Origin of the sequence: Anaerotignum propionicum, from assembly GCF_024461735.1 — a bacterium.
In the GTDB taxonomy this organism is placed as follows: Bacteria; Bacillota; Clostridia; order Lachnospirales; family Anaerotignaceae; genus Chakrabartyella.
Genome location: NZ_JANGAD010000001.1, coordinates 386,885 through 413,337, shown reverse-complemented (window position 1 = coordinate 413,337; position 26,453 = coordinate 386,885). Strand labels below are relative to the sequence as shown.

Genomic DNA, 26,453 nt, shown 5'->3' with positions numbered 1-26,453 from the left:
TATCTCCATCAAAAATCAGAATATGAAAGCAAAGAGCCTGAAACCCTAACTGATATACCTGTAAAAAGGTCTTTTCAGTTTATTTATTTAAATATAGCTCCTGTATTTGCACTGGTTACCAGCTCTCTGTATCTTCTCAAGTAGCCATCGGGCACTTCTTTCAAAACCGGCTTAAATTCGCCTCTTCTTCTTTCGATTTCCTCGTCAGCAACCTGAAGCTCCAGCTTGTTGTTCAGCATATCGATGCTAATCATATCGCCATCTTGAATTAGCCCAATGACACCCCCTGCTGCTGCCTCGGGAGAAACATGACCAATGGACGCCCCCTTGGATGCACCGGAAAATCTGCCATCAGTAATCAGTGCGACGCTGTTATCCAAGCCTTTTCCAGCCAGGGATGCTGTGGGAGCAAGCATTTCTCTCATGCCAGGGCCGCCCTTTGGACCTTCATAGCGAATAACAACAACATCTCCCGCAACAACCTTGTCATTTAAGATTGCTTCAATGGATTCCTCTTCGCTGTTAAATACCTTTGCAGGACCTTCATGCACCAACATTTCAGGCAGTACAGCTCCCTTCTTTACAACGGCACCATCAGGAGCAATATTTCCCCATAAAATTGCTAAACCACCATCTGGAGAATAAGCCGTTTCCTTGGAGCGTATTACATTTGCATCCAGAACTCTTGCCTTTTCAATATTTTCCTTCACCGTTTTCCCTGTACAGGTAATTACATCCGTATCAAACAAACCATACTCTGCCAATTCCTTAATTACAGCACTGATGCCCCCTGCATAATCCAAATCCACCAAACAATCCGTGCCTGCAGGACTTAATTTTACAAGATGAGGTGTTTCCTTGCTTATTTTATTGATTTCTTCAAAGTCAACCTTTAATCCAGCGGCGTGGGCAATGGCAGGCAAGTGAAGAATGGTATTTGTTGAACAACCCAAAGCCATATCTGCATGCAAAGCATTTCTTAAGGTTTTCTCCGTAACAATATCTTTCGGGCAGATGTTCCTATCCAACAGTTCCATAATCTTCATGCCGGCTTCCTTTGCTAAGCGAATTCTAGCGGCACTAATTGCTGGAATGGTTCCGTTTCCGGGTAACCCTAAGCCAACCACTTCTGTCATGCAGTTCATAGAGTTTGCAGTAAACATACCCGCACAAGAACCACATCCAGGACAGGCGTTGTTTTCAACATCATCCAAAACTTCCTGTGTTACCCCCGCTTTGCCAATGGCACCAACCACTTCAAAGGCATTGGAGAGAGTAATCTGCTTGCCATCTATGGTTCTGCCGGGCATCATAGGGCCACCACTGACAAAAATACTGGGCACATTCAGTCTCAGTGCTGCCATAAGCATACCGGGCACGATTTTATCGCAATTCGGAATAAAAACCAATGCATCAAAGGGATGTGCCATTGCCATAATTTCTACCGAATCTGCAATATGTTCTCTGCTAATGAGAGAGTACTTCATGCCACTATGCCCCATAGCAATCCCGTCACAAACACCAATTGCAGGAAAAACAAAAGGAGTTCCCCCTGCTATGCGGATACCTGCCTGTACCGCCTCTGCAATTTTATCCAAATGAATATGGCCAGGAATAATATCATTTTTGGCACAAACAACACCAATCATTGGTCGTCTGATTTCCTCATCAGTAAGCCCAAGTGCTTTAAACAAAGATCTGTGGGGAATTTTAGTTGACCCCGTTTTCATTGCATCACTTCTCATGTTACAATCCTCCTTTATGTTTAAAAATAAACACAGCTTCGCATTAGATTACTTTTCATCGACCAAATTGGTCAGACATCTTTTCTTGTTATGAAAAATTATATGCATTTTATTTCGATTGTCAATAAGAAATTTACCCATTTCTCAAATTTGTGCAAACATACATAGACATGTACATATTGCGATGCTATAATTGGTCATACAACTTTGGCACCTAAAATCCCATAGGGCTCTCTGTTTTCTAGTTTCGGTGCCGTTTGAAATCATTGTCTGTATTTGTTATAATTACAAAAAGTACTTTATGCTGTGTCACTTTACGAAAGAGTAGTGCTATATGCAAAAGAAACAATTACTTTTTATCTTTACATCAAAAAAATAAAAAGTAATTCTAAATTTTCAGGATTATTTGCCGTTGAAATACATCACAATAATAAGATTTATCTAAAAAAGTAAAAAAGAACAAGGAGGAAAAATGTGAAGAATGAATTTATTCCTGCCTCACAAGTCGCAGCAAACGAGCTAAGTGATATGATTTTTTTACAAAAGATATATAAACCTAACGAGAAATTGCCAAACGAACATGAGCTTTCCGCTCAGTTGGGCATAAGCCGTGCCACTTTGCGTGAGGCCATTAAACTACTGGCAGCAAAGGGTATTTTAACCATCAAACGGGGCAGTGGCACTTTTGTTTCTCCTTTGGAAGATCAGGCCGCAGATGTTTTTGGCGTGACTTATTTGAAGGACAAGGTGAAGCTAATCAACAGTTGGTTTGAATTTCGTTTGATTTTAGAACCCTCCTGCATCCGCCTTGCCATACAAAACGGTACCCCCCAAGAACTCCAAGCAATTATCGATTCGGCAAAACGCATGGAAGCTCTGAATACTTTGGATAAAGATGTTCAGAAGGAGACAATCATTAAAGAGGATCAACTTTTTCATATTGCCATTGCTACCGCCACCCATAATGACATCATTCAACTCATTATGCCTTCCTTGGCAGCGGCTGTTAAGGATTCCATCATCACCGCAACCCAAATTGGAACGGATATAAAATCAATTGATAATGCCATGACCTATCACGCAAAAATTGCAGAGTTCATCGAAATGAAAGATGCTGACGGGGCAGCAATGGCTATGCACTATCATCTAGCAAAAGGCATTCGGGATTTAAACACGCCTTAAAAATTAAGCCATGGGAATTGAAGTTCACTTTTCCTCAAAGGAATCCATTTTTGAACAATGACCCCAATACCATAATAACAGGGTATGTATTCTATGATTTCATAGCATGAATTTTTTTATATAAAAAGTATTGACACAAGAACAATTTTCTGCTAGAGTACTCATTAAATTGTATCTATAAAAATGCAACGAAAAGGAATAGTAGATTCTTGGATATCTTCAGAGAGCTGCCGGTTGGTGCGAGGCAGTGTTACGAAAAGAGCCGAACTCGCCTTGGAGCAGGACACTGAAAAGACTTTGGTCAGTAGGTGTTCCCGGAATTTCCGCCGTTACACGGAAAAGGATATGCTTGTATCCTAAAAGTGCGCCTAATGATTTAGGCGAATAAGAGTGGTACCGTGGAAGTTAGCCTTTCACCTCTTTGCGAATTTGCAAACAGGTGAAAGGCTTTTTTTATTTTCTATTGTATCAGTTTTATATACCACTTTCGTGGGGCAGAATTCTTTTCTTGTTGCAGCATCAATGAAAAAAGAGAGAAAAGAAGAGTTTAAGGAGGAAGAGAAATGAAAAATTATCAAAAATACAAATCCTATGAAACCGTTGATATGTCTGATAGAACTTGGCCCAATAAAAGAACCACAGAGGCGCCTTATTGGTGCAGCGTTGACCTTAGAGATGGCAATCAGGCATTGGAGACACCCATGGGTCTTGAACAGAAATTAGAATTTTTCGATTTTCTTGTAAAAATGGGGTTCAAAGAAATTGAAATCGGATTTCCCGCGGCTTCCGAAACAGAATATGAATTTACAAGAACCTTGATTGAAAATAATTTAATCCCCGAGGATGTTACGGTTCAGGTTTTAACCCAATCTCGCGGGCATATTATTCAAAAAACTTTTGAAGCATTAAAGGGTGCAAAAAACGCCATAGTTCATTTATATAATTCTACCTCTACTTTGCAAAGAGATGTGGTTTTCGGAAATTCTAAGGAGGAAACCATTGAATTAGCAGTTTATGGTGCAACCCTCATTCGAGAGATTGCAGAAAGCTATCCCGAAACAAATTTCCGTTTTGAGTACTCCCCTGAAAGCTTCACAGGGACAGAGATGGATTTTGCGGCAGAAATCTGCAATGCTGTTATTGATGTTTGGGAACCAACGCCAGATCATAAGGTAATCATTAACCTCCCCGCAACCGTGGAGATGGCGACCCCTAACCTGTATGCAGATCAGATTGAGTATATGTGCAGAAGCATAAGAAACAGAGAGAATGTTTTGGTAAGCCTACATGCCCATAACGACCGTGGCTGTGCTGTTGCGGCAACAGAATTAGGTCTGCTGGCAGGAGCTGACCGTGTAGAAGGCACTCTGTTTGGCAACGGAGAGCGCACAGGCAATGCTGATATTATGACCATTGCGATGAATCTGTTCACCCAAGGTGTTGACCCCATGCTGGACTTTACGAAAATTGATGAAGTAGTAGAAATTTACGAAAGCACCACAAAAATGAGCGTTCATTCCCGCCATCCTTATGCAGGGCATTTGGTATATACCGCCTTCTCCGGCAGTCATCAGGATGCCATCCGTAAGGGCATGGAGGGGATGAAAAACCATCCTGAACATTGGGAAGTGCCCTATCTGCCCATTGATCCTATGGATGTGGGTAGAAATTATGATCCTATCATCCGCATCAACAGCCAATCGGGCAAGGGCGGCGTTACATTCATTTTGGAGCAGTATTATTCTTTACATATGCCTAAAGCGTTTCAGAAAGATGTGGGTGCAGTCGTTACTCGAGTCTCGGACGAAATGCAATGCGAGCTGAGTCCTGACAAGATTTTTGAAATTTTCAATCAAGAATATGTTGATATCCGCAGTCCATTAAAGCTGATTCAATATCGTACTGAAACTATGGATCCAGAGCGAGATGTTCTTGCCATTGAAGCAGAGATTGAATACCATGGGGAACGGCATTTCATTCAAGGCGAGGGTAACGGTGTTGTTTCCGCATTCTGCCATGCCATAGATGATTTTATCCATATGCCCATTGACATCGTCAATTTCCGAGGGCACTCCATGGAATTGGGTACGAACTCTAGGGCAATTTCCTACATCGAAACCAAGGATGCGCAAGGAAACCGATATTATGGCGCAGGCACCTCCTCCAGTGTAGGCAAGTCCTCTCTGCGGGCGGTGGTAAGCACCATCAACAAAATGCTGTCCGTTTAAAGAGCAAGACCTTGGGACGTTGCCCCAATACCCCACAATCCTTGTAAAGGCTTGATGGAAACTTTACGTATTGTCCAAGGCACACGCCTTGGACGAAGGAAATTCTAAGCCATCTTTTCCTTCAGGGTACATTTCTTGTCTATACCAAATAAAAGGGTCAAGGTGATTATCCCCTTGTGGGTTTGGGCAAAGCCCAAGGTATTCAACGTTTAAATAATTATTGAAAGGAAGTATTTCATATGGGAATGACAATGACACAAAAAATACTTGCAAAACATGCAGGGTTAGATAACGTAGTTCCAGGCCAGTTAATCCAAGCCAAATTAGATATTGTAATGGGCAACGACATTACAACGGCAGTTGCACTGAATGAATTTAAAAAAACCGGTGCCACAGAGGTTTTTGATACAGATAAGGTAGTTATCGTACTGGATCACTTCACACCTAATAAGGATATTAAAGCGGCAGAACAGTGTAAAAGCTGTCGTACCTTCGCTTACGATATGAACATAAAAAACTTCTTCGACGTTGGAAAAGCAGGTATCGAGCATGCATTGTTACCTGAACAAGGAATTGTAGTTCCTGGTCAAGTCATTATCGGCGCCGACAGCCATACCTGTACCTATGGTGCATTGGGTGCTTTCTCCACCGGTATCGGCTCTACTGATATGGCCATCGGTATGGCTACAGGAGAATGTTGGTTTAAGGTGCCCTCAGCAATTAAGTTTGAGATTGTGGGCAAAAAACCCCCCTATGTTAGTGGCAAGGATGTTATTTTACATATCATCGGTAAAATTGGCGTTGACGGGGCTTTATACCGTTCTATGGAATTTACTGGAGAAGGCATTAAAGAATTGTCTATGGATGACCGTTTTACCATTGCCAACATGGCGATCGAAGCGGGAGCAAAAAATGGTATTTTTCCTGTTGATGAGGCATGCATTGCCTATGCAAAGGAGCATTCTAGAAAGACCTTTGACATTTTTGAAGGGGATGTAGACGCTGAATATGATGAAGAAATCACCATCGACCTTTCTTCCTTAGAGCCAACGGTTTCCTTCCCCCACTTACCTGATAACACCAGAACCATCGATCAGGTTGGTGATGTAAAAATTGATCAAGTGGTGATTGGTTCCTGTACAAATGGCAGAATTGAAGATATGGCCATCGCCGCAGATATTCTTCGTGGCAAAAAAGTCTCAGATCACGTTCGTACCATTATTATCCCTGCTACTCAGGAGATTTATTTGGAATGTATTCGTCGGGAATATGTAACTGACTTTATAGAGGCGGGTGCCATCTTCTCCATGCCTACATGTGGTCCTTGCCTTGGAGGTCATATGGGCATTTTGGCGGCAGGAGAACGTTGTGTTTCCACCACAAACAGAAATTTTGTGGGACGTATGGGTCATGTGGAAAGCGAAGTTTATTTGGCAAGTCCTGCTGTAGCCGCGGCATCGGCCATTGCCGGTAAAATTGCAGATCCCAGAAAAATTGGAGGTAATGCTGAATGAACGCAAAAGGAAAAGTTTTAAAATATGGTGATAATGTGGATACCGACGTAATTATTCCCGCGAGGTATCTAAACGTATCCAATGGTGAGGAATTGGCAAAATATTGCATGATTGATATTGACCCTGATTTTACAAACAAAGCAAAAAAAGGTGATATCATTATAGGGTTGAAAAACTTCGGCTGTGGCTCTTCCAGGGAGCATGCCCCTTTGGCAATCAAGTGTGCAGGTATTAGTTGTGTTATTGCCTCCACCTTCGCTCGCATTTTCTACCGCAATGCCATAAACATTGGTCTGCCTATTCTGGAATGCGATGAAGCAGCAAACGATATCGACAACGGTAATGTGGTAAGCATAGATTTTGATAGCGGCATCATCACCAACCATACAAAAAATCGTACCTATCAGGCACAGCCCTTTCCTCCTTTTATTAAGGAAATAATGGCATCCGGTGGCTTGGTAGAGCAGACAAAGGAAAAAATAAAGGGGTAATGTTTATGGGAGAATATAAAATAGCAGTCATTCAAGGGGATGGAATTGGCCCAGAGGTCACACAGGAGGCCGTCAAAATTTTAAAAATCGTAGGCGAAAAATTTCGTCATAATTTTACTTTTGAATATGCAATGGCTGGGGGCTCAGCCATTGATACATACGGCGAATGTTTGCCGAAAGCTACCTTAAACATTTGCAAATCCGCAGACAGCGTTATGCTTGGTGCTGTGGGCGGTCAAAAATGGGATAATGTGCCCAATGCCCAGCGTCCTGAAAAAGCATTGTTAGGCTTGCGCTCAGAGTTAGGGTTGTTTTCTAACTTACGGCCTGCAAAAATTTATGACGCTTTGGCAGATGCTTGCCCTTTAAAAGATGAAATCGTTGCCGGTGGACTGGATATCCTTATTGTAAGAGAATTAACAGGGGGAATTTATTTTGGCGAGCGTGGCTATCGAGAAGGAAAATATGGTGAGGAAGCATACGATGTAGAAACTTATAGCGAAGTTGAAATTAAGCGAATTTTAAAAAATGCTTTTGAAGTTGCAATGCAAAGGGGAAAAAAAGTTTGCTGTGTAGATAAAGCTAATGTTTTGGAAACCTCACGCCTTTGGAGAAAGGTGGCAGAGGAAATAAAAAATGAGTATCCCCAGGTAGTTCTTTCCTATATGTATGTAGATAACGCCGCAATGCAGTTGGTACGCAATCCCAAGCAATTCGACGTGATTGTTACCTCCAATATGTTTGGAGACATTTTATCCGATGAGGCAAGCATGATTACAGGCTCTATCGGCCTGCTTCCTTCAGCAAGTTTAGGAGACGGAACTCTGGGAATGTATGAACCCATTCATGGCTCTGCTCCTGACATTGCAGGACAAAACAAAGCGAACCCTATTGCCGCTATTCTGTCTGCTGGGATGATGTTGAAATATTCTTTCCATTTGGAAAAAGAAGCTGAATCCATTGAGAACGCAGTCAAGAAAGTTCTGGAGCAGGGTTTCCGCACTCCTGATATCTATTCCCAAGGTACCACCCTCTTAGGTACAAAGGAAATGGGGAACGCAATTGCCACACACATATAAGTCACATCGGTAAATATAAGCAATTTATAAAAGAATATTATTTTAGGGCGTCATGTATTTACCACGACGCCCTTTTTTAGTGCAAATTTTGGTTTCATTTATAAATTTCTGAAAAAACAAGAATATCATCTTCTTGTAATATGGTATCCCCTTTTGGAATTACAATACTTTCTCCCCGCCGAATCACAACAACCCGCTCATCCCCACTGATGGCATCTGCTATTGTTTTTCCATACCAGCGTGTTTCTTTTTTTACCTTCATTTCATATAACGTCAGGCCTTCAATTCTATTAGGTGATTTCCCACTTAAAATAAAAATATCATCGGCCAAAATTTCTGTATCCCCATTAGGCATAACATTCTCTTTCTCTCTCACAATCAAGAGTAAAAAGGAATCTGGAGGCAACAGAATATCTTTCACTTTCTGATGAACCCATATATGATCGGAAGGAATTGCGAGCTGCAAAAACTGAACAGGCAGTTCATCCATGTAATCGTTAAAGGTACTCATAACGTCTATATCGTTGTCCGTCATATTTAGCTTTTTCGATACAAAGGGAATCAAAGTTCCTTGAATCAAAATCGAAAAAAGTACGATGAAAAACACAATATGAAAAATATCGATATTCATTTCATTTACCCTGATTGTTGCCATTATTGCAAAAACAATGGATGCCGCCCCTCTCAGTCCAGCCCAAGAGACCAAGCGTTTTTGACCTTTTGAACTTTTAAAAGGCGTCAGAATTGCATAAACAGCCACAGGCCGAGCCACAAAAGTTAGAAAAAGTGAGATTGCCAAAGCAGGAAATGCTACCTTTGGCAGTTGAGATGGAAAAGCTAGAAGTCCGAGGAGGAAAAAGAGTAGTATCTGCATTAATCCCGTCAACCCATCAAAAAAGTGAACAAGCTCAGATTTATCCTCTATTTTGCTATTCCCAAGAATGATTCCTGTAATATAGGCACTGAGATAGCCATTGCCGTCAAAAAATGTTGGTGCCGCATAGGAGATAATGGCGATTGCCATAATAAAAATGGAATAAAACCCTGAACTGGAAAGCTTGAATTTTTTGAAATATAAGAGAGTAATTGCGGCAATTCCTATACCAAAAACACCGCCAAAAATAAGTTGTTTAAAGATTAAGAATACAAACTCTTGAGGAGAATTATGTCCATTCATAAATGAAAGTACGATTATGGTAAGCATATAAGCAAAGGGGTCGTTACTCCCACTTTCAATTTCAAGAAGTGATGCCGTATGATCTCGAAGGTTCAACCTTTTTGAACGAAGAATTGAAAAAACGGAAGCTGCGTCAGTTGAACTTACAACTGCACCGATTAAAAAACTTTCTAAAAGTGTAATACCCATGACGTAAAAACAAAATATTCCTACAAAAATCGCCGTAAAAATTGTTCCCATGGATGAAAGTAAAATTGCTTTAACCGCAATCGGTTTAGCCTCATCCCACTTTGTACCAAATCCACCGTAAAACATTATAAATAGAAGTGCGATAGAGCAGACCTGTTCTGCGAAGTAATAATTATCAAATTTAATTTTTACTATACCATCAGAACCAAAAAACATACCTAATAGAATAAATACCAAAAGAACCGGCATGCCTATCCTATTTGAAATTTTATTCCCCAGTACACATACGATTATTATTGTTGCTACTAATAGTAAATTTAAAACCATTTTTGCCTCCCTTCAAGAGTGGTGCTCAAATTTCAAAGTTCTAGCGCTAGTTTTTTTGAAACTTTTAACACAATTTTATTTACCTTAAATAATTATATCAAAAAATGATTATTATGTAAATCTTACTTTCCTTTGAATTTGCCAACTTTTTCTCATAAACGGCAACTCTTAACAAGAATTTTATACAACAAACTCAAATTGTATTAATATTTATGCATTTTTATTAATCCAATCAACTTCTGTGCCATCCCAAGGATTTTTGAATATCTAATCTTTTTTAAATTTAAATGCCCCAATGCTCTTTTTTATTATCAAGCATTGAGGCTCACTCTGTCATTATCTTTTTTTATCCAATATACTGAAAAATCTTTTTCTAAGTACATAAAACCCAGATCTGCTGAAAGGAATGTCCAAATATTCATAGGTTATCCCATCCGTAACATTCTTTAAGATATATTTATATAACTCTCCATCTGCCTCCAAGGCAGCTTGCTCTATCATTTGAATTTCGGCAGACAGTTTAGCTCTTTTCATAGCGATATTTGCTGTTCTATCAGAAAAAATGTCACCACCCTTTCCTCCAAATTTTGGGGAAGACAATTCCGTCATGGAAAGCAGTCCCTTCTTCTTTTCCCTGTACTGTCTGCAAAAATATTTTAATTCCCGATAACGATTATTGGAGATATCATACTCCGAAAGCTGTAAATCCCTTTCCTTTGCCAATGGCTTCACCTCTTAACTTTATTTAACTTCTGTCTTTTATAGAGCTCAACTTCATCATTATGAGCAATACGAGCCTCCCGAAGCTTATCCAGCTTTTCCCGTTCTTCTTTATAGCGACAGCAACTGATATGACAAAGCGGATGACGCTCTTGGCAATGGTAACAGCAAGTAATTTTATAACACATTTTAACCCCTCCCTATTGCAAAATACGCTCGAACCAACCTTTGTAGACCTCAGAAACCATGAAAAAAGAAACGACTGTCAATTTGTATGAAAAAGCTTCCCAAAAGACTTTAATTTCTACGCATAATAATTCTCTAAAATTACATCCCTGATATACCCTTAGCTAAGCCCCCTTAACTCTTTAACCTTACGAATTTCCCTTTTTACCCTGTTTCCCCAGAAGGTGTTATAACTTATAAAAGGGAAAATAGATACGCTTTATACATTGATCGCAGGCTACCCAATTATGATTAAGGACATACATCACCTCGTAATTTGTTTCACCACAGTTTGGACAAAAGGCAGTTTTTTCTTTGCAGTCCCCGCACCCATCGCATTCCTTATCCCTCAATGTACATTGATAAGACAACTTCAGCCCTCCTCACTCCGTTGGTTAGCAGTACCTTTTATATTGCTTCTACAGCCATACCACACAACTTTATTACTAGTTTCTTGTGTCTTATGTCCTCATCTTCTCTGTAAAAAAAGCGAATCACTGTCGCATAATATGCGACTATTTTGCAAAAAAAATCCTTTCCGCTTCATTTCCCTCCAGCCGCAATATTTGAACCAACTTATCTACTTCTTTTATGGTAAAGCATTTGCCAATACCATTTAATTTATTATGAAAAACATGATTTTTCACCCCCAACATTTCAGCTATTTTAGCTTCCGTGAGACCTTTCTTCTGAATTTTCTCTTTTAATTTGTTTGCATCCACCATTCTACCACCTCCTCATGTCGCATATTATGCGACAATTTAATACTAGCGAAGAATTGTAGAAAAGTCAACCTTTTTTGTAAAATTTTGTACATTCGCATTTTGCGCAACATTTTTGTCGCGTTCTATTGCATATATGCGATTTTCTGCTATACTTAACTTATGTTCCAAAAGGAAGGAGGTTACAAAATGAATGTTGGACAAAGAATTAAAGAATGTAGAATTAGAAGGGGGCTCACCGTAGATGAACTAGCGGAAAAATTGAAGAAAAATAGGGCTACTGTTTACCGTTACGAAAAAGGCGATATCGAGAACTTACCAATTACCATACTGGAACCAATTGCAGAAGCTTTGGGAACCTCTCCCGCCTTCTTAATGGGCTGGACGGAGAACAGTACACCTTTGACAGAAAAAAAGAACGTCCATGAAGTTGGAGAAATAAGAGAGGTCTTCCACCCTACCGCCCACGAGCTTGAAGTTTTGAAGGCCTACCGTAATCAACCTAATATGCAGCCCGCTGTTGATCGCATTTTAGGTGTTACCTCCAGAAATAATGTTCGTTTGGACGGCAAAGTTGCCGCAAGAGGCTTTAAGGAAACCACAGTTTCGAAAAGGATTGATAAAACACCGGAAACAATAAAATATCTTCTTGACAATGCTTCTGAAGAAGTTGATTTTTAGTCTTTTTACCTTAGTTGCACATCTCGCTTTTTACTTCCAAAATAATCCTTTATTCACTTGCTTTTATAAACATTATACTTTGATACAAAACCATAAAGGGAGTGTTATCAATGAAGTATCGTTTATATCAGCAAGCAAGAAATCTTTCATGGAAGGTTCTCCAAGACTGTGGGATTAAGCAGTTTCCTGTTAATCTTGGAGAAATCTGTAGGTTTTATAAAATTAAAACCATTCCCTATTCCAAATTCACCCTATGGGATATGGTGGATTCCCAAGCAAAAAATGGGGATGGCTTTTCTTTTCAGATGGAAAATCAGTATTATATCGTTTTTAATGACAGCATCAATTATCTTGGGCGAATCCGTTTCACATTGGCGCACGAAATCGGTCATATTTTGTTAGGCCACGTTGAGACCATCACTTTTTACCGTAACAGCGAAATAGATTCTCAAGCTGCAGAAAAAGAAACTCAGGCGAATATTTTTGCTAGAGATTTGCTCATGCCTGCTGTTGTTCTTTCTGCTCTTAATGTTCATTCAGCCACAGAAATAGCTAAGCTTTGCAATATCAGCCTGCAATCAGCCAAAATTAGAGCCAAACGAATGGAAGAGTTGTACCAACGGAACTGCTTTCAGCTACATCCCCTTGAGAGAGACGTAATACTACTATTTAAGGATTATATTGAAAATAACAATACAAAATAATTTATCCCCTGAAGATAATTAAATCATCTTCAGGGGATTTTTAAACTTTTTTGTATTAATATTTGCCCTCGGAACTATCTGCTATAGGGTCAATAAACGTGGGGGGAGTAATACTCTCCACTATAGTATCCCCTCTGCCATTGAAACCCTTTAGTCTAAATTTACCAATCAGCTCTTTTAACATCAGCGATTGCCCTGAAAGCTCTTCACTTGCTGCTGCACTTTCCTCAGCGGTTGCTGAGTTTGTTTGTACAACAACTGCTATTTGCTCTACACCCAGGTTTACCTGTGCGATTGAAGAGGCCTGTTCTTCGCTGGCATTTGCAATATACTGAATAATTTGAGTACTCTTTTCCGCATTTTTTACAACATCAGCCAACGCTGCCGCTGCTTCATTCACATGATCTGCACCTTGTTCTACCGCCCTAACTGATTTTTCAATCAAATCAGCAGTATTCTTTGCGCTTTCGGCTGATTTTCCTGCCAAGTTACGCACCTCATCCGCAACAACAGCAAAGCCTCTTCCTGCTTCTCCCGCCCTTGCAGCTTCAACAGCAGCATTAAGCGCTAAAATATTGGTTTGGAAAGCAATGTCTTCTATGGTCCTAATAATCTTTCCGATTTCTTTTGAGGTGTTACTGATTTCCTCCATAGATTGAACCATTTCATTCATTCGTTCGTTTCCTCGTTGAATGGCATTGGTGGATGCAACAGAAATTGCCTTGGCTTCTTCTGCATTTCTTGCCGTCTTACTGCTATGTTCAGAGACTTCATTTATTGATGCGGATAATTCTTGAATTGCACTGGCTTGCTCTGTTGCTCCTTGGGAAAGTGCCTGAGCACCAGCGGCAACCTGCTCAGAACCATTTGCAACTTGTTCCGAGGCAATATTAATTTGTACAAGGGTATCATTGAGCATATCCGCAGTGCCAATTAGCGCTTGCTTCACTTTCCAGAAATCCCCTTCATATGAATTTTGGAATGTTAAATTTAAATTTCCTCGTCCAATCTCTTCTAATAAATAGGAAATTTCATCAATATATAATATGTAAGTTTTCAATCTATTAATTAAAACCACCATAGATTTTGCCAACTGACCAATCTCGTCATTACTATCCATATCAACCTTTTCATCCAGATTTCCTTCGGCCAAGTTACGTGTAACCCTATTTAATCTTCCAATAGGCTTCACAATGCTTAAAACAATGTAAAACCCTAACGAACAGGAAACACCTACACAAATCAGGATGATAATAAGCAACTCTATGATAGATTCCCGAATGCTGGCTTCAACAATTTCATTTTCTTGGGCTATATAAGTATCAATAAAATCTGTATAATTACCTGTACCTAAAACCAAATCAAAAGGGGCAAAATATTCCGAATATCCTCTTTTCGGCATTGCCTCTGCTTCTCCCGGTTTTGGAAAAACAAAATCCGTATAGCCACCACCATTCAGAGCCTGCTCCTTAATGGCTTGAACAAAGGGGAAGCCTGCAGCATCTTTTGCATCCTTTCTGTTTGTTCCTTCTGTATCTTTACCCAATAGAACAACGCAGGTTCCATCTGTTTTATCGCCCCAGAAGTAACCATCCTCACCATATCTCATATTACGCAATGTTTCCAAGCCAATTTTTTCTGCCTCTTCTCGTGTATAAACGCCCTGCAAATGCGCATTATATACACTTTGTAGAACTGATACAGCACTTTCCACCTGCTCTTTAATCTTTTGGTCAAATTCTTCTCGGATTTCCTTCTCCATGGTTGCTAGAAACATATCTTTTTGTGCTTCCATTCTTAGAATAGATGTTCCTGCTACACCAATCCCCGAAAGTGCTACCAGCAACATCAAAATTGCCATTTTTGTTTTGATTTTTAGTGATTTCACTTGACCCCTCCTTTTTCTTCGTACGCATATGAATGAAATTCATACACAAATTATCCTTTTTTACCATTTTCAAGCCTTAATTTATGTAGATTAGACATATATTTAATAAAAATTATATCATGCATTCTCCATTTTGCAACATTTATTTCCAATATTTATGCAAAAATAATACTTATTTGATACTTTTAATTGTAAACATTTTATATAAAAATAAAATTTTAAAACTTTTAAAATTTGTTATGAGTTTTATTTAAAATATTTTTGTGTAAAATACTTGAAAAACAATTGAGACAAGATGAAATGAATGGATTTTAGTGGTCAACATGTTTACTATTAAATTTTCTAAGGAACAAATTTTCACTCCCTCGCATTTAATAATCATAGAGGGACATAGGAAGTCCATATTTTCACCAAAATATATTGGTTTTTATCTGTTTCTGTGATATAATTTTACAAGGTATAGTAATTTAGTATGAATAATCTCACAAAAAAGAAACACTAATTCTATACTTTCCATCTAATTTTAACATTAGATGAGCTACAAAGGCTTCGTACTATATACATATCTGAAAGAGAAGAGGTGTAACCATGCTTAGTGAATATATCGGAATCATTGGCGCAGTAGCAGGCTCTGTCAGTACACTGTTTGTTGCAGAATGCATTCGTCATATAGGAAGTGTCAAAGTCTTTCCTACGGATGTTCGAATTAAATATCATTTGAATAGTAACTTTAATAATTCAATTTATGAAGAAGTAAAACAACCTTTTCGATTGGGATATGATTTGGAAATTTATAATAGCAGTAACGTTCCCCAAATTGTGCATGAATTTAAGCTTGCATTTTATAAAGGGAATAATTTAGTATATGAAGATCGTCCAAAGTGTGACAGACATATATTAAGCATCCCTCCAAAAGGAATTCATTCTGTCACCCAGATTTATGACATGGATGATATGGATAATGTACTTGTAGGTGTAACGAAAATTGTTTTAAAATATAGAACCTTAAAAATGCGATATCGTAAATTTGTTCTTTATGAAGGTTCGGGTTTGTACCCTGACACTGGAAAAAAAGCTTAAAATGAATAAAAGAATAAGGGTGCCATCCAAGTTGGATGGCACCTCATTTTATTTAACATAGATTACTCTTTTCTTTTGAGAAAAATGTTTTCACTTAAATTTTTCTGGTTCTGCAACTCTAAAAGATAAAATATGTCCGCATTTTGTGCAAACATCAGCAATAACATTTGAACCTAGGGCAAAAAATTTATTGGTGGGTTTCATAGTGGCATAACCTGAAAATAATCCCTCGCCAATTTCATTGCATCCACAAATTGGACATTCTTTATTATTCTTCATTAAACTTTCCCCTTCCGGAAACGGTTTTTTTAAGCTACAAAATAAAAACGCTTTATCAGAAAAACCAGTCAGTTGGGACTGACTTTTCTAGAAAAAGCGTTTATGCTTATTTGCTTTCAGACCCAACAACTTAAGCCGGTGACACAGAACAGCATAATGCTATGAGGTTAAGAAATTTCATAAATAATATTGTCAATCAGTCTGGTTTTTCCAATATAAACTGCAATGGGAATCAACACAGAGCGGGTAATTTCGCCATTAATGCTATGCAAATCATCACTATCCACAACTTCCACATAATCAATTTTTGCCATTGGCTCTTGAATAATACATGAAAGCATGGCTGCTTTTAGAATAGATGCATTCCGTTCACCCTTATCCAATATACCCTTTGCCATTTCTAAGCTTCTGTTTAAAACAAGAGCGGCTTTGCGCTCTTCGTGGGATAAGTAAAGGTTTCTTGAGCTTTTAGCCAAACCATCTGACTCTCTGACAATGGGACAAGGTACAACCTCAATATCAAAATTTAAATCCTGAACCATTCTTTTAATAACAGCTACCTGTTGCGCATCCTTTTGCCCAAAGTAGGCTTTATCCGGTTGAATAATATTGAAGAATTTTGATACAACCAAACAAACACCATCGAAATGCCCGGGACGCTTGCTGCCACAAAGAACATCCGTCAAACCTGAAATGTGTACCGTGGTACTCTTATCAGGAAAATAAAGCGTCTCTGCCTGTGGGTTAAATACAACATGAACACCAACCTTTTTACACAACTGGTAATCCTTGTTTATATCTCTGGGGTATGCCTCAAAATCCTCGTTTGGACCAAACTGAGTGGGGTTCACAAAAACGCTGGTAATAACCCTATCGTTCTCCAAAACAGCCCGCTCCATTAAACTCTGGTGACCGTCATGCAATGCACCCATTGTGGGAACAAAACCCACAGAAAGCCCTTCCGACCTCCATTGCTTTATGATATTCCGTACCTCTTTTATTGATTCTACAAGCATAATTCTGTCTCCTGTTTTTTAATATAGCTTCTTTAGCTGTTCCTCATCTATTTTAAAGGTATGCTTATCCTCTGGGAAAAGGCCTTTTTCAACCTCTTCAATATACATACCAATTGCTTCCCCCATTATTTTCCCAACTGAAGCGTATTGCTTTACAAATTTAGGTACAAAATTATCAAACATGCCCAGCATGTCCTGATAAACCAAAATCTGCCCATCACACGCTCTACCTGCACCAATCCCAATGGTAGGGATAGAAACCGCTTTTGTAATCAATTCTGCAACCTTCGCAGGAATCCCTTCTAAAACAATACTAAACGCTCCGGCTTCTTCCAAGGCAACTGCATCGGCAATGAGCTGCTTTGCTGTTTCTTCACTTTTTCCTTGTACCTTAAAACCACCAAAGGCATTCACCGACTGAGGTGTCAGTCCCAAATGTCCCATAACAGGAATTTGCGCTGCTACAATTGCCCTTACCTGTGGTAAAACATTAGCGCCACCTTCCAGCTTAACTGCATGAGCACCGCCCTCCTTCACCATGCGACCTGCATGATAAATGGCATCCCCAATACTGGTATGATAGGATAAAAAAGGCATATCACTTACAATCAATGCATTTTTGGCACCTTTTTTTACTGCTTTGGTATGATAAATAATCTCATCAACCGTTACTGCCAACGTATCTTCATCCCCTTTAATAACCATTCCAAGGGAATCTCCAATTAAAATTCCATTAATTCCACTTTCATCAATGATTTTTGCCATGGAATAATCATAGGCTGTAAGCATTGTCAATTTTTTGCCTTGGGACTTTGCTTCCTTAAAAGTCAAAACCGTATTTTTCATTCTTCCAGTCCTTTCAAACAATGTTCTACCTTATCGTAACTACTCAACTTTTCCCTGTTACCCTTTGCTCTAGCCAATCTTAATAAATGAAGAGAAAGTTCTTTATAAATTCCCTGATCTTCATCCCTAACCACGTCAAGATGACGTTCTACCGTTTTCCAGTCTCCTCTGGGGACCGGGCCGGTAAGGGAGGACAGAAAGCCTTTTTCTTCAATATTTCTGATATTGCCCTTTATCAAAGGCATTGCCGCATTCACCGCTTCTTCTTCCGTTAGACCAATTTCTTGAAAATAGGACACACCTATCTCCAAAAGTGCAAGGGACAGATTGGATACAAAGACATTTGCTAGATGATACATCGCCGAAGTCTCCAGATTTCGCACAAAATAGGCATTCCCTATTTTCTTTAATATTTGCAAGACTACATCTTCATTCTCTGATGAAAACTGCCCTTCCACGGAAAAATTTACACTTTGCAGTTCCTCGAAGTCCACAGCTTTATGGGAAAATGCGTAAATTGGATGAATTGAATAAACGGTTGCTCCTGCTTCTTTGGAAAGCCGCAAAACCGTTGATGGAAGTGAGCCACTGGCGTGGCAAATTGATTTGCCTTTTACGTTCAACCTAGAAATTTCATAATCTATCTCGGGAATCGTATCATCGGGAGTTGTTATCCATAAAACATCGTTTTCTTGAACAATTTCACTCAAATTTATATATACTTTCGTATGCGTGATTTGGCAAGCTTCTTTGGTGTTTTCCAAAGTTCTACCCAAAAAACCACTTACCGTTAATCCATGATGCAAAAAATAGCGAGCAAGGTTTACACCTGCCTTGCCAGGTCCTATAAAACCAATTTTGATATCATACCACCTCCATAGGCTTCGTACAACATCCAAGTCAATCTCATTCCCGATAGATATGAGTTGAACACAAGGTAATTCGATTTTTTTACATCCTCACAGAACTTACCTTATATGACTTGATTAGGCAATTTCTATCCTGAGTTTGCAAAACATTTCACTTTGGTGCAGTTTTTTCAATACCACCCGCAGACAGAATACCACCAAAACCCTCATAACTCAACCTTTTTTTCCTTGTTGCTGGAAATTAGTAACTATTTCATAGAGAATCACCCTTAAATTTGTGCTTCAACACTCAAATACAGCTATGCCTCTACCTGGTCTGCATTGCTAATTTACTTAAAGGTAGTGGGTTTTATCTCTTCAAATTGGTTATTATAAATAGAAATCATGGCATAATCATTTGTAGCAGATGCATAAATTATTCATAAAGCTGGTTATAATCTTTAAAAAAATGCCCATAGATTATATCTATAGGCATTTCAATCATTATTTTTTATGCAATCTATTCGTTTTTCATTCAATTATAATATTTGACTATTACAAAAAAAAATAATTTTTTAAGATAGTTATGATTTGTTGTCAAAATCCATTTCACGTCATTGCTCTTTACGCTCTCGTGAATTCATTTTATTTGCTCTTTTCCGTTCCTTATCCTGATACATCAGCGCGTCTGCCAACTGAAAAGCTTCATAAATACTTTTCCCTCTCGTATCTGCCTGAAAAGCCAATCCCCAAGATGCACTTAAAAAGCTATGTTTATTAATATTTCTTTCAATAATTTCATTTCTGAGTTGATATAAATAGTTTTTTAGCTCTTCCCGCTCTCCCTTTAAAATAATTGCGAATTCGTCCCCACCAATTCGAAAGCATCTTCCGCAATTATGAAAAACTGTTTCTAAGCATTCAGACATATTACGAATCAACTGATCTCCCATCCAATGTCCATAAGAATCATTTATAAATTTTAACCCGTCTACGTCCAAAATACAAATTGCATTTTTCATGGAATCTTCAGGTGGCTCTTTTGAAATTTCTTCAAGATACATATCAAAGGCATAACGATTTTCCAATTGTGTCAGTGCATCTGTATATGCCGCTTTCTTATATGCCGCTGCTTCCATCCCAATTTTGATTAAGTCCAAATTTTTGTCCACTTCACCCTTAGCGATAATTACCAAAGCGATCAAAGTTCCACAACGAAGCAACAGGGCACTGTCAAACTGATCTGAAATATAAAAATAAATGATATTTAACAATGCGAAGAAAAGAAACACCACAAAACCAAGAAATAACAATTTATTTTTTCCAACCGATCCAACTCGGATATATTCTGCCATGGTATGCAAATATAAAATCATTGTGAGAACGATAATAATATGTGATAGCGGCATCCAATCATAAAAATCCACAAGACCCAAAGCTTGTGCAATAACCATTAAGAAAAAATTAACAATGGATACCATGGCTAATTGATCGTATATATGTTGATTTTTAGGCTTTAAAGCATTGCCGATAAATAAAATTCCCGGAATGGGCATTAAAGCAATTGAAAGAAAAACCAATTGATAAGTCAATAATACCTTGCCCAAGAAAAATTGAATGAACCTGGATTCGGCAAAAAACCATACACCCAGTAGGAATGCAAATAAGCCAAGATATAAAAAGTTTGTAGTATGTCGTATTTTGAATAAGTAAATTCCATAAAGAATTAGCATTACGGCAAATATAATGACCAATATACTCATAAAAACCGCTGGTAAGTAGTCAAATCCAATTTGAAATAAAATTGCACTCTTGCTACCCAGCATCATTTCCCCAATTTTTTCTTGATCATTATCATAGAATGGCCTGATGGAAATTTTCATGACCTGCCCAGGATTAATTTCCGGTAATGTAATGATATTCCATGCACTGCCTGGTGATTTAGGAAAGGTCAGAATCTCCATGGGTTTTTCAAAAGAATAAATTTTTACATCATCGATTGTTACAAGTACCTCTTGATGGGACGAGCGAAAAGCTAAACAAGTACCAGCTGCAACAGGTTCTTGAAAGGTTTTATATATTTGAAATGGCTTTCCTCCATCGTCGGGTATCTTACTGGGAAGAATGATATCTTTAACTTGCTTATCTTGTGTTTGATATTGCCACCCCTTGGATAAAAAAATTACATTTTCTTGATTGAAGCTTAAATCTCTAAAGTCAAATTGAATTGAAATCCCGCAAATAAATACACATAAAACCATTGCTACAGAAAATAGCAAAAGTATTACCTTTTTCATATATCACCGCCCCAACCAATCTGATTATGATTTTTCTAAACCACAAAGACAATATCACTAATTTTACCACATATTTTTATTATATTAAATATAAATTCCTTTTTTCTTACAATTTAGTCAGCGTTTTTGTAATAACATTTATCCCATATCTTTTGTATCTTTATTGAACATGTAAGAAAATGATTCATTAACATTTTCAATTCGCTTGTTATATTTTTTATTGCTAAAACCATAGCACTACATCTAAAACATAATTCGTTCTAACTATGCAAAAAAGGTGTTTTATTTAGATAATGAGCACAAAAATGCCACAGAATTTTAGATTCTGTGGCACACTGCCCTTTTTAGCTATTTAAAACTTCTAATCCTTCGTTAGTAATACCGGTAACAATATAATCGGCGCCGCAACACATATCAATTTCTATTACCTCAATAAAACCTTGATTTTCTAAAAAAGGAATCGCCTCCAAAACTTCCTTCATGGTCAAGGAAGAACTATATTTCAAAATATCCGGAACATCCATCTCTCTGCCATTTATACATTGAGATTGAATGATCTGCATAATCTCCTTTTGTTTTTCATTCATATTTTTGTCCCTCCCTGTATTCAGTATAACATAAAAGAAGGAAAAAACATATGTATCATTTAACTGTGCAATATTCTATTACGAAACGCTGAACAACAACTCACCATAAGTGGGGAATGGCCAATATTTCTCACTAACCTGCTCCTCCATGGCATCTGCAACAGCTCGTAATGCAACCATTGCTGGAATCACAGCATCTTTGTAGTGCTCTGCAACAATTTGTTCATCCTGGAAATTCTTAGCCATTGCCAATGCTTCCTCTAACGCTTTTTGCTTATCTACAAAGTCAGCACACATATCAGAAAGGGAAATCAGCAAGCCTTCTTCGCTCCTGCAGTTAATTGCAGAAGAAATTTGTTTTTTAAGTGTGATTGTTTCTGCCAGCTCTTTTACGTAAGCACTAACCCCAGGCAAAATGTTCTTTTTGGCAATTTCCAGCATGGTTAAAGCCTCAATATGAATCACCTTAATATAGTTTTCAACCAAAATTTCATAACGGGAATGAATTTCTTCTTTCGTTAAAACTCTATGTTTTGTGAATGTAGCGATATTCTTTTCTTTCAAATAATAAGGCATAACATCTACTGTTGTTTTCAGGTTCAACAAGCCTCTTTTTTCTGCTTCCACAACCCATTCATCTGCATAGTTATTGCCATTGAAAATGATGCGCTTGTGCTCAATTACAGTCTTGCGAATCAATTCATTTGCTGCCGTGGTGAAATCTTCCGCTGTTTCCAGCTCATCAGCCAACAAAGATAATTCCTCAGCAACAATGGTATTTAAAATAAAGTTAGGGCAAGCAATGGAAACAGCACTTCCTAACATACGGAATTCAAATTTATTGCCTGTAAAAGCAAAGGGTGAAGTTCTATTTCTGTCAGTTGTATCCTTGAAAAATCTAGGCAGCACATGAACGCCTACCTTCATCATTTCTCTATCCTTGCCTGCATACTCCACACCGCTCTCAATACTGTCTAATACAGCCTGCAAATCTTCTCCCACAAACATAGAAACAATGGCAGGAGGGGCTTCATTTGCGCCCAAACGATGGTCATTACCGGCGGAAGCCACAGAAAGACGCAGCATATCCTGATATTCATCTACTGCTTTAATCAAAGCTACCAAGAACAATAGAAATCTTGTGTTTTCTGCAGGAGAATCACCTGGCTCTAGCAAGTTTGCACCTTTATCTGTTGATATGGACCAGTTGTTATGTTTGCCACTACCATTTACACCGTCGAAGGGTTTTTCATGCAAAAGACAAACCAAGCCATGCCTATCCGCAACTTTTTTCATTAGTTCCATAGTAACTTGATTGTGGTCACAAGCAATATTTACCGTTGTGAAAACAGGTGCCAATTCATGTTGGGCAGGAGCAACTTCGTTATGCTCTGTTTTTGCCAAAATGCCCAGCTTCCAAAGCTCTTCATTCAAATCATGCATAAAAGCCTTTACTCTAGGCTTAATTGCACCAAAATAATGGTCATCCAATTCCTGTCCCTTAGGGGGCTTCGCACCATAAAGGGTTCTGCCACAATAGACTAAATCTTTACGTTTCAAGTAAACGTCCTTATCAATCAAGAAATATTCCTGTTCAGAACCAACTGTTGTATTCACCCGGCTTGTTTCTGTATCACCCAGCAATCTAATAATCCGCATTGCCTGCTTATTAAACGCTTCCATGGAGCGCAGCAAAGGTGTCTTTTTATCCAAGGCCTGCCCACCGTAAGAATAAAATGCCGTGGGAATGCATAATGTGTCATCTTTAATAAATGCAAAAGAGGTGGGGTCCCAAGCGGTATACCCTCTTGCTTCAAAGGTTGCACGCAAACCACCATTGGGGAAACTGGAAGCATCAGGCTCACCTTGAATCAATTCTTTTCCGGAAAACTCCATAATTACCTGCCCGTCTCCTGCAGGTGCTATAAAGCTATCGTGCTTTTCTGCGGTAATCCCTGTCATTGGCTGGAACCAGTGTGTAAAGTGGGTTACACCCTTTTCAACGGCCCAATCTTTCATAGCATTTGCAACAATATCTGCTACTTCCTTATCTAACCGTTTTCCTTCCTGCATTACCTTACACATTGTTTTATATGTGCTTTTTGGCAATCTTTCCTTCATCACATGTTCATGAAAAACCATTGATCCAAATAAATCAGGAACTTTATTTTCCATATTCTCCAGCCTCCTTTATCCTCTTTGTTAAGACACAGTTTCTTATCTAGAAGGGGCTGCAGATAAACGCTCACCCATAAGAAAAGTTTGCTAGAAACCTCTTATGGAAATGCGTTTATCCGCAGCCCCGTCGCTGTATACCACGTCATTATAGGGTTTGCGTTGTAGACTGTCAACAAAAATATTAAACTGCAAAAAAGAAAAAATGTAACGAAATTAACAGGAATGAATAAGGATTCCTTTCATTTCTTAAAATTGACTGTGCATATTTGAGCCACTAGGGGTGTACATTTGTCTTTTTTTCCTCAATTTCTGATGTATAAAATGGGATACCTTGCAAATTATTTTGTGAAATACATCTTTCTTTTGAAAAAACCATTGTCCTTTTCCAGAAAAATAACTATTGACAGCGAAATCAAGGCAGTGTAAAATACACACAAATCGAAAACGGCGTTGAGGAAGACAAGTAATATAAAAAAACCGCCCCAGTGAGCAAAGGATAGTGGAAACTTTGCGTAGGCTTTTATATGAATAACACTTCTTAGCTTCGATCTGAACCTCTATTAGGAGCAGTAGGTGAGACGGTTTGTCCCCCGTTAAGGGACACGGGTTTTATTGAACCCAGAAAGAGACTGTTTTTACAGTAATTTAGGTGGCACCGCGGATGGCAGCTATTCGTCCTAATTTTTATTATTAGGATTGTTAGCTGCATACTACATTCGGAGGTGTTTTTTTATGTGTTCAATTATGGGTTTAGAAAAAATGCAGGATTTACAAAAAGTGATGGAGTGCTTTGAACGTACTGTATCCAGAGGGCCAGATATGTCCCGTACATTAAAAGTTGGCGAAGGAATGCTTTGCTTTCATCGACTTGCCATCATGGGACTATCAGAAAGCGGCATGCAACCCTTTACCTACGAAGAGGATGCTGTGGTTTGCAACGGAGAAATTTATGGTTTTCGTAGGATAAAGGAAAGGTTGGCTGAAAAATATACCTTTGTCAGCGAATCCGACTGTGAAATCATTCTGCCTATGTATAGAGAATACGGCTTGGATATGTTTCAGCTGCTAGATGCTGAGTTTGCTTTAATTCTTTATGATGGCAAAAAGAAATCTTTCATCGCCGCAAGGGACCCCATTGGCATTCGTCCATTATTTTATGGATATTGTCAAGATGGTTCCATTGTATTCGCCAGCGAAGCAAAAAATTTAGTGGATCTTTGCGCTGAGATTATGCCTTTTCCTCCCGCACACTACTATGCGGATGGCAAATTCGTTCGCTATTGTGACTTAACAACAGTTGAATCATATTCCACTGACAGCTTAGAGGAAACCTGTACTAAAATCAGAGAATTGTTAGTAAAAGGTATTGAAAAAAGATTGGATGCCGATGCTCCTTTGGGCTTTTTATTAAGCGGCGGCTTAGACAGCAGCTTGGTTTGCTCCGTTGCGACGAAGGTTTTAAAGAAACCCATTCGTACATTTGCAATTGGTATGGCCAAGGACGCTATTGATTTGCGCTATGCAAAAGAAGTTGCAGACTATCTTCACACGGAACATACAGAAATCATTATGTCAAGAGAAGATGTATTGGAGGCCTTGGATTATGTTATTTATACCCTTGGCACCTACGATATTACCACCATCCGTGCTAGTATGGGAATGTATCTGATTTGTAAGGCAATCCACGAAAAAACAGATGTTAGAGTTTTATTGACAGGGGAAATTTCCGATGAAATTTTCGGCTATAAATATACTGATTTTGCACCTTCCCCCGGGGCATTTCAAGCAGAGGCTAAAAAGCGCTTAGAGGAGCTGTATATGTATGATGTTCTACGGGCAGACCGTTGCATTTCCGCAAACTCTTTGGAAGCAAGAGTTCCCTTTGGAGATTTAGACTTTGTACGCTATGTGATGTCCATTAACCCGGCAATGAAGCAAAACTCCTATGGCATTGGAAAATACCTTTTGCGCCATGCCTTTGAAGGAGATTGGCTGCCCCAAGCTATCCTTTATCGTGAAAAGGCCGCTTTCAGCGATGCCGTGGGCCACTCCATGGTTGATGATTTAAAAGAATATGCACAAAGCATCTGCTCCGACGAAGAATTTGATGAAAGATGCAAAAGATATGACTTTGCAACACCATTTACAAAAGAAAGCTTGATGTACCGAGAGATTTTTGAAAAGTATTATCCAGGTCAGGCAAAAATGGTGAAAGATTTCTGGATGCCAAACAAGGATTGGGAAGGTTGTAACGTAAACGACCCTTCTGCCCGTGTCCTTTCCAACTACGGCGCCAGTGGTAAATAAAAAACAATTAGGCACTTCCCTCTTTCTTGTTTAAAAGGGAAGTGCCTAAAATGCTTTTACAATTCTTATAAAAGGAAGAAACGCGTACATTTCCTTGGAAATAACTCGTAGAAAAAGCAATTTTTGATTGCCCCTGCATAGAA

At 38.7% G+C, this 26,453-nt stretch carries 22 protein-coding genes and 2 other annotated features; of the genes, 9 read left to right on the top strand and 13 right to left on the bottom strand.

Translation table 11 applies throughout. The features are described 5' to 3' along the window. Positions 1–83: 83 nt before the first annotated feature. Complete coding sequence (gene ilvD, locus NE558_RS02135; RefSeq protein ID WP_256148266.1) at positions 84–1,745, bottom strand: dihydroxy-acid dehydratase; 1,662 nt, start codon at positions 1,743–1,745, stop codon at positions 84–86. A 474-nt stretch (positions 1,746–2,219) separates the two neighbouring features. Here ilvD and NE558_RS02130 point away from each other — a divergent pair, with 474 nt between their 5' ends. From NE558_RS02130 to leuB, 5 genes are all read left to right on the top strand, one after another. Next, complete coding sequence (locus NE558_RS02130; protein ID WP_256148265.1) at positions 2,220–2,927, top strand: FadR/GntR family transcriptional regulator; 708 nt, start codon at positions 2,220–2,222, stop codon at positions 2,925–2,927. A 179-nt stretch (positions 2,928–3,106) separates the two neighbouring features. Next, positions 3,107–3,351: a binding site (T-box leader), on the top strand. Between the two features lie 139 nt (positions 3,352–3,490). Beyond that, positions 3,491–5,155, top strand: coding sequence for a 2-isopropylmalate synthase (gene leuA / locus NE558_RS02125; protein ID WP_256148264.1), 1,665 nt, complete (start codon positions 3,491–3,493; stop codon positions 5,153–5,155). 239 nt (positions 5,156–5,394) lie between these two features. Then, on the top strand, positions 5,395–6,669 hold the full coding sequence (leuC, locus tag NE558_RS02120) for a 3-isopropylmalate dehydratase large subunit (protein ID WP_256148263.1): 1,275 nt from the start codon (positions 5,395–5,397) through the stop codon (positions 6,667–6,669). After that, positions 6,666–7,160, top strand: a complete 495-nt coding sequence (leuD, locus tag NE558_RS02115) for a 3-isopropylmalate dehydratase small subunit (protein WP_256148262.1) — start codon at positions 6,666–6,668, stop codon at positions 7,158–7,160. Before leuC ends, leuD begins: the two co-directional genes overlap by 4 nt. 5 nt (positions 7,161–7,165) lie before the next feature. Further along, positions 7,166–8,239, top strand: coding sequence for a 3-isopropylmalate dehydrogenase (gene leuB / locus NE558_RS02110; protein WP_256148261.1), 1,074 nt, complete (start codon positions 7,166–7,168; stop codon positions 8,237–8,239). Between the two features lie 94 nt (positions 8,240–8,333). Here leuB and NE558_RS02105 read toward each other — a convergent pair whose 3' ends face one another. The 4 genes from NE558_RS02105 to NE558_RS02090 form a co-directional block, all read right to left on the bottom strand. Further along, positions 8,334–9,932, bottom strand: a complete 1,599-nt coding sequence (locus NE558_RS02105; protein ID WP_256148260.1) for a potassium/proton antiporter — start codon at positions 9,930–9,932, stop codon at positions 8,334–8,336. A 336-nt stretch (positions 9,933–10,268) separates the two neighbouring features. Next, the gene (locus NE558_RS02100) at positions 10,269–10,655 is read right to left on the bottom strand and encodes a hypothetical protein (protein ID WP_256148259.1); all 387 of its coding nucleotides are present in this window, start codon (positions 10,653–10,655) and stop codon (positions 10,269–10,271) included. A 5-nt stretch (positions 10,656–10,660) separates the two neighbouring features. Then, on the bottom strand, positions 10,661–10,840 hold the full coding sequence (locus tag NE558_RS02095; protein ID WP_256148258.1) for a hypothetical protein: 180 nt from the start codon (positions 10,838–10,840) through the stop codon (positions 10,661–10,663). Between the two features lie 552 nt (positions 10,841–11,392). Next, positions 11,393–11,602: a hypothetical protein gene (locus tag NE558_RS02090; protein WP_256148257.1), complete on the bottom strand. Its 210-nt coding sequence runs from the start codon at positions 11,600–11,602 to the stop codon at positions 11,393–11,395. Between the two features lie 186 nt (positions 11,603–11,788). On the opposite strand from NE558_RS02090, the gene NE558_RS02085 reads away from it, so the two are divergent. Together NE558_RS02085 and NE558_RS02080 are read left to right on the top strand one after the other, a co-directional pair. After that, complete coding sequence (locus NE558_RS02085; RefSeq protein ID WP_256148256.1) at positions 11,789–12,280, top strand: helix-turn-helix domain-containing protein; 492 nt, start codon at positions 11,789–11,791, stop codon at positions 12,278–12,280. Between the two features lie 110 nt (positions 12,281–12,390). Then, a complete protein-coding gene (locus tag NE558_RS02080) occupies positions 12,391–12,984 on the top strand; it encodes an ImmA/IrrE family metallo-endopeptidase (RefSeq protein WP_256148255.1) in 594 nt (197 codons plus the stop codon). 55 nt (positions 12,985–13,039) lie between these two features. Here NE558_RS02080 and NE558_RS02075 read toward each other — a convergent pair whose 3' ends face one another. Further along, a complete protein-coding gene (locus tag NE558_RS02075) occupies positions 13,040–14,872 on the bottom strand; it encodes a methyl-accepting chemotaxis protein (protein ID WP_256148254.1) in 1,833 nt (610 codons plus the stop codon). Between the two features lie 588 nt (positions 14,873–15,460). Here NE558_RS02075 and NE558_RS02070 point away from each other — a divergent pair. Beyond that, on the top strand, positions 15,461–15,952 hold the full coding sequence (locus NE558_RS02070; RefSeq protein WP_256148253.1) for a hypothetical protein: 492 nt from the start codon (positions 15,461–15,463) through the stop codon (positions 15,950–15,952). 90 nt (positions 15,953–16,042) lie between these two features. Here the strand turns inward: NE558_RS02070 and NE558_RS02065 are convergent, their stop codons facing one another. The 7 genes from NE558_RS02065 to NE558_RS02035 all read right to left on the bottom strand — a co-directional run bounded on the left by NE558_RS02065 (position 16,043) and on the right by NE558_RS02035 (position 24,000). Then, positions 16,043–16,231 carry a transcription initiation factor TFIIIB gene (locus NE558_RS02065; protein ID WP_256148252.1) on the bottom strand — a complete coding sequence of 63 codons (189 nt, stop codon included), beginning with the start codon at positions 16,229–16,231 and terminating at the stop codon, positions 16,043–16,045. A gap of 167 nt (positions 16,232–16,398) precedes the next feature. Continuing rightward, on the bottom strand, positions 16,399–17,247 hold the full coding sequence (panC, locus tag NE558_RS02060; RefSeq protein WP_305144947.1) for a pantoate--beta-alanine ligase: 849 nt from the start codon (positions 17,245–17,247) through the stop codon (positions 16,399–16,401). A gap of 18 nt (positions 17,248–17,265) precedes the next feature. Further along, positions 17,266–18,093 carry a 3-methyl-2-oxobutanoate hydroxymethyltransferase gene (panB, locus tag NE558_RS02055; RefSeq protein ID WP_256148251.1) on the bottom strand — a complete coding sequence of 276 codons (828 nt, stop codon included), beginning with the start codon at positions 18,091–18,093 and terminating at the stop codon, positions 17,266–17,268. Then, the gene (locus NE558_RS02050) at positions 18,090–18,992 is read right to left on the bottom strand and encodes a Rossmann-like and DUF2520 domain-containing protein (RefSeq protein ID WP_256148250.1); all 903 of its coding nucleotides are present in this window, start codon (positions 18,990–18,992) and stop codon (positions 18,090–18,092) included. The genes panB and NE558_RS02050 overlap by 4 nt, the downstream gene beginning before the upstream one ends. A gap of 563 nt (positions 18,993–19,555) precedes the next feature. Beyond that, positions 19,556–21,238 carry a GGDEF domain-containing protein gene (locus NE558_RS02045; RefSeq protein WP_256148249.1) on the bottom strand — a complete coding sequence of 561 codons (1,683 nt, stop codon included), beginning with the start codon at positions 21,236–21,238 and terminating at the stop codon, positions 19,556–19,558. Positions 21,239–21,582: 344 nt separating this feature from the next. Further along, a complete protein-coding gene (locus tag NE558_RS02040) occupies positions 21,583–21,825 on the bottom strand; it encodes a hypothetical protein (protein WP_256148248.1) in 243 nt (80 codons plus the stop codon). Positions 21,826–21,903: 78 nt separating this feature from the next. Beyond that, complete coding sequence (locus tag NE558_RS02035; protein WP_256148247.1) at positions 21,904–24,000, bottom strand: glutamine synthetase III; 2,097 nt, start codon at positions 23,998–24,000, stop codon at positions 21,904–21,906. 444 nt (positions 24,001–24,444) lie between these two features. Further along, positions 24,445–24,686: a binding site (T-box leader), on the top strand. Positions 24,687–24,735: 49 nt separating this feature from the next. Here NE558_RS02035 and asnB point away from each other — a divergent pair. After that, positions 24,736–26,310, top strand: coding sequence for an asparagine synthase B (gene asnB, locus NE558_RS02030; protein WP_256148246.1), 1,575 nt, complete (start codon positions 24,736–24,738; stop codon positions 26,308–26,310). Positions 26,311–26,453: the final 143 nt, after the last annotated feature.

Bases quoted from the DNA above. Each gene is read 5' to 3' on its own strand.
- ilvD (WP_256148266.1), bottom strand. From the start codon at position 1,745: ATGAGAAGTGATGCAATGAAAACGGGGTCAACTAAAATTCCCCACAGA.
- leuA (WP_256148264.1), top strand. From the start codon at position 3,491: ATGAAAAATTATCAAAAATACAAATCCTATGAAACCGTTGATATGTCT.
- leuC (WP_256148263.1), top strand. From the start codon at position 5,395: ATGGGAATGACAATGACACAAAAAATACTTGCAAAACATGCAGGGTTA.
- leuD (WP_256148262.1), top strand. From the start codon at position 6,666: ATGAACGCAAAAGGAAAAGTTTTAAAATATGGTGATAATGTGGATACC.
- leuB (WP_256148261.1), top strand. From the start codon at position 7,166: ATGGGAGAATATAAAATAGCAGTCATTCAAGGGGATGGAATTGGCCCA.
- NE558_RS02105 (WP_256148260.1), bottom strand. From the start codon at position 9,932: ATGGTTTTAAATTTACTATTAGTAGCAACAATAATAATCGTATGTGTA.
- NE558_RS02095 (WP_256148258.1), bottom strand. From the start codon at position 10,840: ATGTGTTATAAAATTACTTGCTGTTACCATTGCCAAGAGCGTCATCCG.
- NE558_RS02090 (WP_256148257.1), bottom strand. From the start codon at position 11,602: ATGGTGGATGCAAACAAATTAAAAGAGAAAATTCAGAAGAAAGGTCTC.
- NE558_RS02085 (WP_256148256.1), top strand. From the start codon at position 11,789: ATGAATGTTGGACAAAGAATTAAAGAATGTAGAATTAGAAGGGGGCTC.
- NE558_RS02080 (WP_256148255.1), top strand. From the start codon at position 12,391: ATGAAGTATCGTTTATATCAGCAAGCAAGAAATCTTTCATGGAAGGTT.
- NE558_RS02070 (WP_256148253.1), top strand. From the start codon at position 15,461: ATGCTTAGTGAATATATCGGAATCATTGGCGCAGTAGCAGGCTCTGTC.
- NE558_RS02065 (WP_256148252.1), bottom strand. From the start codon at position 16,231: ATGAAGAATAATAAAGAATGTCCAATTTGTGGATGCAATGAAATTGGC.
- panC (WP_305144947.1), bottom strand. From the start codon at position 17,247: ATGCTTGTAGAATCAATAAAAGAGGTACGGAATATCATAAAGCAATGG.
- panB (WP_256148251.1), bottom strand. From the start codon at position 18,093: ATGAAAAATACGGTTTTGACTTTTAAGGAAGCAAAGTCCCAAGGCAAA.
- NE558_RS02045 (WP_256148249.1), bottom strand. From the start codon at position 21,238: ATGAAAAAGGTAATACTTTTGCTATTTTCTGTAGCAATGGTTTTATGT.
- NE558_RS02040 (WP_256148248.1), bottom strand. From the start codon at position 21,825: ATGAATGAAAAACAAAAGGAGATTATGCAGATCATTCAATCTCAATGT.
- NE558_RS02035 (WP_256148247.1), bottom strand. From the start codon at position 24,000: ATGGAAAATAAAGTTCCTGATTTATTTGGATCAATGGTTTTTCATGAA.
- asnB (WP_256148246.1), top strand. From the start codon at position 24,736: ATGTGTTCAATTATGGGTTTAGAAAAAATGCAGGATTTACAAAAAGTG.